Source organism: Pseudomonas sp. NFACC04-2, from assembly GCF_900119265.1.
Lineage (GTDB): Bacteria > Pseudomonadota > Gammaproteobacteria > Pseudomonadales > Pseudomonadaceae > Aquipseudomonas > Aquipseudomonas fluorescens_AA.
Window position 1 is genome coordinate 329,089 of the sequence record NZ_FPJC01000001.1, and the last position, 14,137, is coordinate 343,225.

The window sequence follows — 14,137 nt, forward strand, 5'->3', positions numbered from 1 at the left end:
TTGCCTGACCCGTGTCCAGCAAGCCCCAGCGTCTGAGCGGTGATCCAGGCTCAAGCCCTTTTCCAGTCGAGATGAACATGAGCGGACTTCAAGGTTTTCGTATTTCGCCGCAGCAGGCATCGGTTTACACCCACATCAACGGCGCGGCGGCGCACCCGTTCAGCTGCCATTTGCAATGGTCGCTGTCGTATCCACTGGATGTCGATGTCCTGAACGAGCGCCTGCAGGCGCTGGTGGCCGGCAGTGAAATCCTGCGCACGCGCCTGATGCCCGTGCCCGGCCTGCGCCACCCGGTGCAAGTGATCGATGAAACCGCTCCGCTGGCGGTGAACCTACAGGACCTGCGCCAACACGACCGCGCCGATCAGGACGCCGCGCTGGCCCAACTCGCCGACCAGCCCCGCGACTGGACGTCTCCCCTGTGCGTGACCCTGGTGCGCCTGTCCGCTGAACAGACGATTCTGGACCTGGCGGCGGCCAGCAGCCACTTCGACCTCGCCAGCCTGAAATGGCTGGCCAGTGCACTGCTGCAAGACAGCGCCACGGACCTGTCCGACACCTTGCAGTACGCCGACTACGCCGAATGGCGCTGGAGCTTGGTTGAAGACGCGCCGGACCATCCGGGCGTGAGCTTCTGGAAACCCTCGGGCGAAACCGAACAGGCCACCCTGCAACTGCCCCTCGAATCGATCCTCGAAGGTGGGTTTGCGCCGACCCGATTGGACCTGGCGCTGCCGGCCGACCTCGCCCGCCACCCGGCCCTGACCCCGGACGTGCTGCTGGCGGCATGGGCAGCGGTATTGGGACGACTGGCCGGCCAGCAACAGGTGCCGCTCACCCTGATCCATGAAAGTCGTGGCGCGGAACTGGAGAACACCCTGGGTCTGTTCGAGCAGTGCCTGCCCGTGAGCATCGAACTGGATGCCCAGGCGACTCTGCTGGAGCAAAGCACACAAGTGGCCGCCACCCTGGAGCGCGCGGTCGGCTGGCAGGACTATTACACCGGCACCCTTGACGCCGGATACGCCTTTGCCTGGCGCTCGGGCGATGCCCGGGAGCGTCATGCCAGCGCGGTGATGAATCCGCTGAAGGCATGCCTGAATGTCCGCCAGTTGCCCGACGGCCTGCACGCGCAGCTGGTCTACGACCGCCATGCCCTCAGCGCCGAAGCCGTGGGTTGCCTCGCCGAGCAATGGCTGCAGCTGCTGCAAGGTGCCCTGGCCGACCCGCAACGGCCCTGGGCCCGATTGCCCCTGAGTGGCGCGCTGCAATTCCAACTGATTGGCGCCAGTACGAGCGTGCCGTCCATCGAACCCGTGACATTGGTGGAATTGATTGCCCGTCAGGTTCGCCAGCAGCCGAACGCCATCGCCCTCAGCGACCAGGACGGCGACCTCAGCTACAGCCGCCTCGACGCCTGCGCCACGCAACTGGCCCATCGGTTGGTCGCCGCCGGCATTGGTCCCGGGGTGCCCGTCGGTATCCTGTTCGCCCGCAGCAACGCGGCCATTGTCGCCATGCTCGCCGTCTTGAAAGCCGGTGGCGCCTACGTGCCAGTCGACCCGTCCTACCCGGCCGACCGCCGCGCCTACATGCTCGCCGACAGCGCCATTGCCCACATCGTGGTCAGCGCCGAACTGGCCGATAGCGTGCCGGCCCACCTGCAACGCTTCGTGCTGGATGACCTGGCAACGCCGGACCTCGGCGATTGGCCGGCGCTGCCGTTGCCGAACGCGAACGACCTCGCCTACTTGATCTACACCTCCGGCTCCACCGGTGCGCCGAAAGCCGTGGAAATCAGCCACGGCGCGCTGAGCTTCTCGACCCAAGTGCGCATGGCCGCCTATGAAACGCCCGTGCGCGCCTACCTGCTGCTGTCCTCGTTTGCCTTCGACAGTTCGGTCGCCGGGATTTTCTGGACCCTGGCCCAAGGCGGACGCCTGGTGTTGCCCGCTCCGGGTGAAGAGCTGGAGATGGCTCGCCTGGCGCAACTGATTGCCCAGCACCAGGTCAGCCACGGCCTGTCGCTGCCATCGCTGTACCAGGCCCTGCTCGATCAATTGCAGCGCAACGACGCAGCCGCCCACCTCGCCTGCTGGATCGTCGCCGGTGAGGCTTGCCCGCCGTCGCTGATCGCGCAACACAGCAAGACCCTGCCACACGCCCGGTTGGTAAACGAATACGGCCCCACTGAAGCGACAGTCTGGGCCACCTATGAAGTGTTGGAGCCCAGCCGGAACGTCAGCATCGGCCGCCCCATCGCCGGCATGGACCTGCGCTTGCTGAACGAGTTCGACAGCGCTTGCGGCATTGGCGAACCGGGCGAGATCGTCCTGGCCGGCCCGACCCTGGCCCGCGGCTATCGCAACAAACCCGAAGAAACCGCCAAGGCCTTTGTCACCCTGGCCGATGGTACTCGCGCCTACCGTACGGGTGACCTGGCCTGCTGGTTGGCCGACGGGCGCCTGGCGTTCCTGGGGCGCAAGGACCATCAGGTCAAAGTCCGCGGCTACCGCATCGAACTGGGCGAAATCGAACGCCAGTTGTGCAGCCACAGCGACGTGCGCGAAGCCGCGGTGATCGTCCAGGAACATGCCGCTGGTAAACGCCTGCTCGCCTACATCGTGGCCGCCCACGGCTACGCGCCGGATTCGGAGGCGATCAAGCGCTTCCTCGGTGAGCGCCTGCCGTCGTACATGGTGCCGGCCCTGGTGCTGACCCTGGCGAGCTTTCCGCGCACGCCCAACGGCAAGCTCGACACCCGCCAGTTGCCCGACCCGGACCAGTTCGACGAAAACGCCCACGTGGCGCCGCGCAACGCCATGGAAACCACCTTGCAAGCGATCGTCGCCAAGGTCTTGAAACTCTCGACGGTGAGTGTCACCGACAACTTCTTCGCCATCGGCGGCGACTCGATCCTGAGCCTGCAAGTGGTGGCCCAGGCCCACGAGCAAGGCATCGCGCTGTCGGCCAAGCAAGTCTTCGAACGCCAGACCATCGCGGCCATGGCCGAGGTCGCGCAACCGCTGGATCCGAGCGCCGCCGAGCCGCAAGCCGACAGCACCGAGTTCAGCGCCTCGGGCCTGTCCGATGACGAAATGCAAGCGCTGATGGCCGAACTGGACGAGGCCGACCTGTGAACGGTTCTTCCCGTCGCTCCGCCATCACCGTTGCCCCTTTTTACGCAGGACGTTTTCAATGACCACCGAAAAAACCACTGGCAACCCGATCGAAGACATTTACCCGCTGTCGCCGTTGCAACAAGGGATGCTGTTCCACTCCCTGCTGCACGAAGACTCCGGGGTGTACCTGATGCAGGATCGCTACCGCATCGGCGGGGCCATCGATGAAGGGGCGTTCCTCGAATCGTGGCGCCAGGTGGTGGCACTGCACCCTTCCCTGCGCGCCAGTTTCCAGTGGAAAAGCCAGAAGCAACCGGTGCAGGTGATCCATCGCCAGGTCAAGGTGCCGCTGGACACCCTCGACCTGCGCGGGCTCGCTCCCCATGAGCAGGAGGCGCGGATCCGCACGTTGCTGGAAGACGAGCAGAAGGTCGGCTTCAACCTGTCCAAGCCACCGCTGATTCGCTTCCGGCTGGTGCGTCTGGCCGACGAGTCCTACGAGTTCATTCGCAGCTTCCACCACATCCTGATGGACGCCTGGTGCATCTCCCTGGTGACCGTGGACTTCCTCAAAGTCTACGAAGCGCTGTGCAACGATCGCACGCCGGAACTGAAAAGCCCTCGACCGTTTCGCGATTACATCCAGTGGCTGCAACGCCAGGATGCGAGCAAGGCCGAGCAATTCTGGCGCGGCCAGTTGCAAGGCCTCAACGCCCCAACGCCCCTGACCGTGGACAACGGCGTGAGCCGCGACCGCTACACCGATGCGGTGCTGGTGGACGACCAACTGATTCACCTGGACGCGCAGGAAACCCAGGCACTGGCGGCGTTCTGCCGCAGTCGCCGGATCACCCCGAACACATTTTTCCAGGGGGTCTGGTCGTTGCTGCTGTCGCGCTACAGCGGGCAGCAGGACGTCGTCTTTGGCGTCACCGTGGCCGGGCGTCCGGCCGACCTGACCGGCGTCGCGGAAATGATCGGCCTGTTCATCAACACCTTGCCGCTGCGGGTTTCGGTGGACCCGAACGCCTCCCTCGGCAGTTGGCTGGGCGACCTGCAGAAACTCAACGTCGACATGCGCGACTTCGAGCACACGCCGTTGACCGATATCCAGGGGTGGAGCGATTTCCCCCGTGGCGAAACCCTGTTCGACAGCATCCTGGTGTTCGAAAACGCGCCCATCGACGAACAGATCCTCGAAGGCGGTTTCCAGTTCAGCCTCGAAGGCATGGACCACAGCGTGCACACCCATTACGGCTTGACCGTGGTGATCCTGCCGGGCGAACAACTGGGCATCCGCGTGTCCTACGACCGCGAACGTTTCGAGGCCGCCACCGTACAGCGCCTGCTGGGCCACACCGCCAGCCTGGTGCGCAGCATGCTCGTCGCCCCCGACGCGCCGTTGGCCAGCTTCGAACTGCTGGCCGCCGACGAACGTCAACAGTTGCTGGGCGAATGGGCGCTGAACCCCCACGACTTTGCGCTGGATCAAAGCTACGCCGAGCTGTTTGCCGCCCAGGTCGCCCAGCGCGGTGATCAGGTCGCCGCGACCTGCGCCGGTGAGTCGCTGACCTACGCCGAGCTGGACCTGCGTTCCACGCGCCTGGCCCACGCCCTGCGCGAGGCCGGTGCCGATGAAGACCAACTGGTCGCGCTGGTGGCCCCCCGTGGCCTGGCGCTGTTGACCATGATGCTGGCCGTGTTCAAGGCTGGCGCGGCGATGCTGCCCCTGGAGGTCAATCACCCGCCCGAGCGCCTGCGGGAAATCCTCGGGCTGTCCCGCGCGCCGCTGCTGATCGCCAGCGAAGCCTGCAGCGGTCTGCTCGACCCACTGCTCAGCGGCCTCGATCGGGCGCCCGCGGCGCTGTTCGCCGAAGCCTGCTGGAGATCGGGCAACGACGCACCATTGCCAGTGCTCGCCCGCCCCGACAGCCTGGCCTACGTGCTGTTCACCTCGGGTTCGACCGGCACGCCAAAGGGCGTGATGATCGAACAGCGCGGCATGCTCAACAACATCTTCGGCAAGGTGCCGGCGCTGGGTCTCAACGCCGCCGACCGCATTCCCCAGACCGCTTCGGTGGCGTTCGACATTTCGGTGTGGCAGTTCCTCGCCGCGCCGGTGCTCGGTGCCACCGTGCACATTCTTCCCGATGAAGTCGCCCACGACCCGCAACGCCTGCTGCAGGTGCTCGCCAGCGAGCGCCTGAACGTGTTGGAAATCGTCCCGAGCCTGATGCGCACCGTGCTCGCGTTGTGCCCGTGCGATTTGCAACTGCCGGACCTGCGCTGGGTATTGCCCACCGGTGAAGCCCTGCCGCCGACCGTGGCCCGGGACTGGTTCGCACGGTTCCCCGACATCGCGCTGATGAACGCCTACGGACCGGCCGAATGTGCCGACGACGTGGCCTTCCAGCCGATCTTCGCGGCTCCGGGGGCCGAGGTCAGCCACATGCCCATCGGCCAGCCGACCGCCAACAACCGTCTGTACGTGCTGGACGAAGCCCTGCGCCCGGTGCCGGTTGGCGTCGCCGGGGAAATCTGTGTCGGTGGCGTCGGCGTCGGCCGCGGCTACCTGCACGACCCGCAGCGCACCGCTGAAGCCTTTATCGAGCACCCTCAACTCGAAGGTCGCCTGTACCGCACCGGTGACCTGGGACGCTGGCGTGCGGACGGGGTGATCGAATACCTCGGCCGTCGCGACCAGCAGGTGAAACTGCGCGGGCACCGGATCGAACTGACGGAAATCGAACACCGTCTCGCCCAGCACCCGAACGTACGCGAAGCCGCCGTCCTGCTGCGGGAAAACACCGTCGGCGAAGCCTGGTTGGTGGCGTACTGGTCGGCCCATGACGAGACCCAGGGCAGCGATGGCCTGGGCGAACACCTGCGGGCGCAACTGCCGCCGTACATGGTCCCGGCGGCCTTCGTCGGCCTGGACAAACTGCCCCTGAACAACAACGGCAAGGTCGACCGCAAGGCCCTCGCCGCCCGCGAGCTGGACTGGCAGGCCGACGCCGAGGAAAGCATCGCCCCGCGCAACGCCCTGGAAACCACCGTGGCGTCGATCTGGGCCGAAGTCCTGGGCCGCGACACGGTCGGCGTGGAAGACAACTTCTTCACCCTTGGCGGGCACTCGCTGCTGGCGACCCAGATCGTGGCCCGCCTGCGCACCCAGTTCAAACTGGACCTGCCATTGCGGGTCCTGTTCGAACACCCCACCGTGGCCTTGCTGGCCGTGGCCATCGCCGCCCGCCAGGCCGAGGCCGCCGCACCGCAAGCCAGCGCGCTCAGCGTGCCCAAGGCCCAACCACGCCCAACGCTGCTGCCACTGTCGTTCTCGCAACAGCGCCTGTGGTTCATCGAGCAACTGACGCCGGGCACCACCCTGTTCAACATCCCGTTCGCCCTGCACCTCAAGGGTGAACTCAATGTCGAGGCGCTGCACGCCAGCCTGAACGACCTGCTGGTGCGCCACGAAATCCTGCGCACCGGCATCCACAGCACCGACGGCGTGCCGTGCCAGCGCATCAGCCCAGCGCTGGACATCGCGTTGCCCTTCGAAGACTTGTCGGGGCTGACCGCCACCGCACGCGCCGGCGCACAGTTCAATGCCCTGCAAGACACCTTCGAGCAGCCGTTCGACCTGACCCGCCCACCGCTGCTGCGTGCGCGCTTGCTGCGCCTGGCGCCGGACGAGCACGTGCTCGGCATCGCCCTGCATCACCTGGTCTCGGACGCCTGGTCGGCCACCATCGCCCTGCGCGAGCTGGCCCTGGGTTATGAAGCCCGTTGCAACGGCACTCCCGCCGACCTGCCGGCCCTGCCGCTGCAGTACGCCGACTTCGCCCTCTGGCAACGCGAACACCTGCAAGGCGCCGAACTCAAGCGCCAACTCGACTACTGGACCACCACCCTGGACCGTCGCGACAGCGACGCCAGCCCGCTGCTGGCCTTGCCCACCGACCATCCACGGCCTTCGGTACAAAGCTACCGTGCCGGGATCGTGCAGCGTGAACTCAGCGCCGACCTCAGCGGCCGGGTACAAGCCTTTGCCAGTCGTCTCGGCACCACACCGTTCACCGTTCTGTTCGCCGGCTTCGCCGTACTGATGCACCGCTTGAGCGGCGATGCCACGGTGCTGGTCGGCACCCCGGTCACCCACCGTGAACAACCGGGCACCGAAGGCCTGCTGGGCATTCTGTTGAACAACCTGGCGATCCGCGCCGACTTCGAGCCGCAAGCCGGCTTCAGCACCCTGGTCAAGCAAGTGGCCGAGCGCCTGCGCGATGGTCTGCTGCACCAGGACTTGCCGTTCGAGCAATTGGTGGACAGTCTGCAACTGCCACGCAGCCTCAGCCATGCGCCGCTGTACCAGGTCATGGTCGCCCAGCAACTGGCCATGGAGTCGCGGTTGCGCTTCCCCGGGTTGGAGTTCGAAGCGCTGGACACCCCGCTGCGGCACTCCGAATGCGACCTGGACTTGCATGTGCTGTGCCCGGCCAACGCGCCGATCCAGCTGGAGCTGATGTTCGCCCTCGACCTCTTCGTCGCCGACAGCGCCCGCCAGACCCTCGCCCGCCTGGAACACCTGCTCGAACACATGCTCGCCGAGCCCCAGCGCCCGGTCGCCGCCTTGCCGCTGCTGATGGACGCGGAGTGGCAACGCACCGTGGTCGAGTGGAACCGTACCGAGATGGAGGTGCCGACGCACCTGACCTTCGCCCAGTTGTTCGAACAACAGGCCGAGCGCACCCCGGAGCGTGACGCCCTGTGTTTCGAAGGCCGCAGCCTGAGCTATGGCGAACTGAACCGTCGGGCCAACCAGGTGGCGCATTACCTGCGCAGCCAGGGTGTCGGCGCCAACCGCCCAGTGGCGCTGTGTGTCGAGCGTTCGCTGGAACTGCTGGTCGGCCTGCTGGGCATTCTCAAGTCCGGTGGCGCCTATGTGCCGCTGGACCCGACCTACCCGGTGGATCGCTTGGCGTACATGCTCGAAGACGCGCAACCGGCACTGTTCATAGGCCAGCAGGGCCTGTTGGAACAACTGGGCGCCGAACTGCCACGCTTGCGCCTGGACAACGACGCGGCGCTGTTCGCCAACCAGCCGGACAGCAACCCGGCCCCGCTCGCCGGGCCGCAAGACCTGGCCTACATCATGTACACCTCCGGTTCGACCGGTAAGCCCAAGGGCACCCTGGTGACCAACGGTTCGGTGGTCAACCTGGCCTGGGCGCGCATCCATGGCTTGTATCGCCGCTACACCGACCAGCCGATGCGCACCAGCTTCAACTACTCGTTCGCCTTCGACAGTTCAGTGGCCGAGCTGATCCTGTTGCTCGACGGCCATAGCCTGTACCTGACCCCGGAAGATGTGCGCTACGACCCCGAGGCCCTGGCCGGTTTCTTCCGCGATACTCGCCTGGACGCCTTCGAGTGCACCCCGGCACAGCTCAAGGCCCTGCTCGAAAGCGACGGCGTTCGCCTTGGCGAGGTGTACCTGCCGCGCTTCGTGCTGTTCGGTGGCGATGCGGTGGACGCGCAACTGTGGCAACGCCTGCCATCGATTACCGGCAGCCGCTTCTTCAACACCTACGGCCCGACCGAGTGCACCGTGGATGCCACCGGTTGCGCGGTGGATGACTTCCCGCAGCGGCCGATCATCGGCCGGCCCATCGCCAACGTGCGCACCTATGTGCTCGATGCCTTCCTCAACCCGATGCCGGTGGGCGTCCCGGGGGAACTGCACATCGGCGGTGCCGGCGTGACCCTGGGCTACCTCAACCGTGCCGAACAGACCGCGAAGGTGTTCATCGAAGACCCGTTCTCGTCCCTGCCAGGCGCACGGATGTACAAGTCCGGCGATCTGGTGCGCTGGTTGCCCGACGGTCAGCTCGAATACCTGGGACGCATGGATCATCAGGTGAAGATCCGTGGCTTCCGTGTCGAGCTGGGGGAAATCGAAACCTTGATCGGTGCTCAGCCGGGCGTGCGCCAGGCCGTGGTCCTGGCCCGCGAAGACGTGCCCGGCGACAAGCGCCTGGTGGCCTACGTGACGTGCGACCAGCAGGCCGACATCCATGCCTGGCGCAAAACCATTGGCGCCGCCCTGCCCGACTACATGGTGCCCTCGGCGTTCGTGCTGCTCGATGAGCTGCCGCTGACCGACAACGGCAAACTCAACCGCAAGGCCTTGCCGGCCCCGGACATCCAAGCCGCGCCAGACGCCCTGGACCCGCCGCGCAGCGCCGCCGAGCAGCAACTGGCCGCCCTGTGGGCCGAGTTGCTGAACGTGCCGTCGACGCAGATCGGCCGTGACAGCCACTTCTTCTACTTAGGCGGCCACTCGCTGCTGGCGGCGGCCCTGTTCGCCCGCCTGCGCCAACTGTTCGCCACTGTGCCGCCGCTGCGGGCGGTGTTCGAACACCCGACCCTCGACGCCTTGGCCGCGCTGCTGGGCGATCCCCTGCAAGCCCCGGCGGCGACCTTCGTTGCGGCGCCGCGACCGGCACGCCTGCCGCTGTCGTTCGAACAACAACGCTTGTGGTTCCTAGAGCAACTGAGCGCCGGCGGAGGCGAATACAACGTGGTCAGCGCCGTGCAACTGGACGGCGAACTCAATGTCCAGGCCCTGCAAACGGCCCTGAACAGTGTGGTCCAACGCCACGAGATCCTGCGCAGCCGCATCGTGCGCGATACCGACGGCGAGTTGGCGCTGATCATCGAGCCGAAGGTCGATCTCACCGTACAGGTGACGGCACTGCAAGCGACCAGCGACGAGCAATGGCAGCGACTGACCGACGCGGCGATCCATGCGGAAACCGGCCACCGTTTCGACCTCGCCGCCGAAGTGCCGGTCCGGGCTACGTTGCTGCAACGCAGTGGCGGCGACCCGTCGCTGCTGTTGCTCAGCGTGCACCACTGCGCCACCGATGATGCCTCCAGCCAGAACCTGCTGGAGGAACTGCGACAGTGCTACACCGCCCAGTGCCAAGGCATCCCGGCGACACTGCCGGCGCTGGCGCTGCAATATCCCGATTACGCCCTCTGGCAGCGCGAGCCCGGCCAACAGAACGCGTTCAGCAGCCAGCTGGAATACTGGCGCAACCAACTGGAGGACGGCGACTACCTGCTCGACCTGCCGACCGAACAGGGCCGTCCAAACCAGCTCGCCCCGGCGGCCGGTGCGGTGCAACTGCAATTGCCGCCCGCCCTGGTGGAACGCCTGCGGCAGTTCGCCCGGCAACGCGGTGCCACCCTGTACATGCTCATGCTCGGTGCCGCGCAGTTGCTCTTGGGGCGCTACGCCAACCAGCGCGACGTGCGGGTCGGCAGCCCGGTGGCCCAACGTCCATTCGCCGAGCTGCAACCGCTGATCGGCTGCTTCGTCAACACCGTGGTCATGCGCGCCGACCTGGATCCGGCCCTGGATTTCGAAGGTTTGCTCAACCAGGTGCGCGACCGTGTGCTGGATGCCCAACAGCATCAGGACGTGCCGTTCGACCAGGTCGTGGAACACTTGAAGCCTTCGCGCAGCCTCGGCCAGACCCCGCTGTTCCAAGTGCTGTTCGCCATGCAGAACGCCGACACGTCGAGCCAGCCATGGCCGCAGTTGCAGGTCAGCGAACGCGCGGTGACCGCCCAGGCCACCAAGTACGACCTGAATTGGGAAGTGCACGACGGCGAAGTGCTGTCGGTGTTGCTGGAATACCGCGCCGCGCTGTTCAGCGAAACCACGGCCCGGCGTTGGCTGGAACAATGGCAACACCTGCTGGAGACCATGCTCGACGCGCCACAAACCCGCCTCGGGGATTGGACACCGCTGCCAGCGGCCGAGCGTCATCGCCAACTGATCGAGTGGAACGCCACCGAGCGTCATTACAACGGCCCGACCGACCTGCATACCGCCCTGAGCCAACAAGCCGCCCTGAGCCCCAACGCCCCGGCGCTGGTGTTCGAAGGCCAGCGCCTGAGCTATGCCGAACTGGACCAACGGGCGCAAACCGTCGCCCGGGCCCTGCGCGCCGCCGGCGTGGGCAGCGACAACATCGTGCCGGTGTGCATGGAGCGCTCGGTGGAAATGGTCGTGGCCTTGCTCGGCATCGTCCATGCCGGCGCCGCGTGGCTGCCGCTGGATCCGGAATTGCCGGCCTCGCGCCTGGCCTTCCTGATCGCAGACGCCGATGCCAAGGTCACCTTGACCCAGGCGCAATGGCTGTCACGCCTGCCCGCAGGACATGCCGCCTGGACGCTGGATGCGTTGCCGACCGCCGAAGTTGGAGAGCCGATCAGCGTCCAGGCCAACGACCTGGCCTACGTGCTCTACACCTCCGGCTCCACCGGCCAACCCAAGGGCGTGATGAACGAACACGGTGCCTTGATGAACCGCCTGCACTGGATGCAGGACGCCTTCCCGATTGGCCCGAACGACCGTGTGCTGCAGAAAACCCCGTACAGCTTCGACGTGTCGGTGTGGGAGTTCTTCTGGCCGCTGATCACCGGCGCGACCCTGGTGGTCGCCCGTCCGGACGGTCATCGCGACCCGGCCTACCTCAGCCAGTTGATCCAGCAGGAACGGGTCACGACCCTGCACTTCGTGCCGTCGATGCTGCGGGCCTTTGTCGAGGAACCGAGCCTGGTCGACTGCCACAGCTTGCGCCAGGTGTTCGCCAGTGGCGAAGCCTTGCCGGTGGACCTGGTGCGGCGCTTCATGGGCCAGCACCCGGCGGCGCTGGTCAACCTGTACGGCCCGACCGAAGCGGCCATCGACGTCTCGGTCTGGCGTTGCTCGGCGCACGATACAATCGTGCCGATTGGCAAGCCCATCGCCAACCTGCGCTTGTACATCCTCGACGAAGCCATGCAGCCGCTGCCGATTGGCAGCATCGGCGAGCTGTACATCGGCGGCCTCGGCGTGGCCCGTGGCTATTTGAAACGCCCGGACCTGACCGAAGAACGCTTCCTCGCCAGCCCGTTCGTGGCCGGTGACCGCCTGTACCGCACTGGCGACCGTTGCCGCTTCCTGGCCGATGGCAACATCGAGTACCTGGGGCGTCTCGATCATCAGGTGAAGTTGCGTGGCCAGCGCATCGAGCTGGGGGAAATCGACTCAGCCCTGCTGAACCTGCCGGCCATCACCGGCGCCTGCACCCTGGTCATCGACAACCGCCTGGTGGCGTTCTACAGCAGTAGCACCGCGCAGTCGGACCTCGAGACCCTGCTCGCGGCCGAGCTGCCGGCCTACATGGTGCCGGCGGTTTGGGTGCACATCCCGGCGCTGCCCCTGAGCACCAACGGCAAGATCGATCGCAAGGCCCTGGCCGCCCTGCCCTTGCCAAACACCCAGAAGGACTACGCGGCACCGCGCAACGACCTGGAACGCCTGCTCTGCCAGTTGTTCGGCGAACTGCTCGGCGAAACCTTGACTGGCGGCCGCGAAGTCGGCACCTCGGACAGTTTCTTCGCCCTGGGCGGTGACTCGATTCTCGGCCTGAAACTGATCTCGCGCTTGCGTGAGCAGGGCTATTCGCTCACGCCACGGGACCTGTTCCGCTCGCCGACCCCGGCGGCCCTGGCCCACGTGACCACAGCGCTGCTGACCCAGGCCGAACAAGGCGACGTGACCGGGCCGATGCCGCTGATGCCGTTGCACCAGTGGTTCTTCGACCAGCAACAGGTCCAGGCCGCGCACTGGAACCAATCGGTGCTGGCCGACAGCGACCGTCGCCTGGAACCGGCCATCGTCCAAGCCACGCTGGATCGGCTGGTGGCCCACCATGACGCCCTGCGCCTGCGTTTCACCCATGTCGATGGCCAATGGAAGGCACACATCGCGCCAGTGGCACCGGCTCAGTTGACCTGCTGCGAGCACCCGGAGCAATTGCTGCAAGTCGCGCAAAGCCTGGACCTGCAACACGGCCCGCTGTTTGCCGCGGCCCTACTGGAAGGCACACCGCAGCGCCTGTACCTGGTGGCCCATCACCTGGTGGTCGATGCGGTGTCCTGGACGCCGCTGCTGGAAGATTTCCAACAGCTGTATCCCGCCCTGGAACGTGGCGAGCAGCCGACGTTGCCGGCGAAAACCACCTCTTATCGTCAATGGGCCGAGCACCTGCAAGCCCATACCGTGAAGGCTGCCGCCGAGCAGCGCTACTGGAGTGCCCAGAGCTCTGCGAACCCGCCGCCCATGGCCACGGTCGCCGAACGCCAGACCCTGTCGGCCCGCTGGGATGCCAGCCGCACGCACCAATGGTTGACCGAGTCCCACGCGGCTTACCGCACACAACCGGAGGAACTGCTGATCGCCGCCCTCGCCGCGACCCTGGCCGAGGCCGAACAGCGCAGCGACATCGTCGTGGATCTGGAGCGCCACGGGCGTGACGCTCCGTTTGCCGGGCTGGACGTCGGCCGCACCGTCGGCTGGTTCACCACCCTCTACCCACTGCGCGTGAGTGCCAGCGGCGCCGCGGGCGATCAGGTGCGCAACGCCAAGCAAGCCTTGCGTGACGTACCCGGCCTGGGTCTGGGCTACGGCTTGCTGCGCCAGCGCGGCGAATTGCCGGCCAGCCACGGCGATGTGCTGTTCAACTACCTGGGGCATGAGCAAACACCAGCGGGCTGGTTGCGCGCCAGCAGCCTGACCCCGCCGACGGACGTAGCCCCGGTGAACCGAGTGACCCATGCCCGTGAAGTGGTGGCCTGGCTGGAGGACGGCGTGTTGCGTGTCGAGTGGCACAGCGTCACACCGAATGCCGACAGTCGTTTGCCCGCCCGCCTGCTGGAACGTTTACAGGCACTGGTCGAACACTGCCTTGACCCACAGGCCGGTTCGCTGATGCCAGCGGACTTCCCGCTGGCCAAGGCGCTGAACCAGAAATCCCTGGACAAGTTGCTGGGCAAACTCAAGACCAAACCCGATTCCCAAAGCTAGCGAGCGACGCGGCGCCCGCACAGGTCTGCGGACCGGCGCGGCGCCTTGATCGACGCTCACTCGAGTTTTCAAGACTTTGAAATGGACC

General features: G+C 66.3%; 2 protein-coding genes. Both read left to right on the plus strand.

The genetic code is table 11. From position 1 onward, the window contains the following. Positions 1-77 precede the first annotated feature (77 nt). Positions 78-3,140: a non-ribosomal peptide synthetase gene (locus BT125_RS01410; protein WP_072404957.1), complete on the plus strand. Its 3,063-nt coding sequence runs from the start codon at positions 78-80 to the stop codon at positions 3,138-3,140. 58 nt (positions 3,141-3,198) lie between these two features. Then, positions 3,199-14,049: a non-ribosomal peptide synthetase gene (locus BT125_RS01415; protein WP_072404643.1), complete on the plus strand. Its 10,851-nt coding sequence runs from the start codon at positions 3,199-3,201 to the stop codon at positions 14,047-14,049. Positions 14,050-14,137 lie beyond the last annotated feature (88 nt).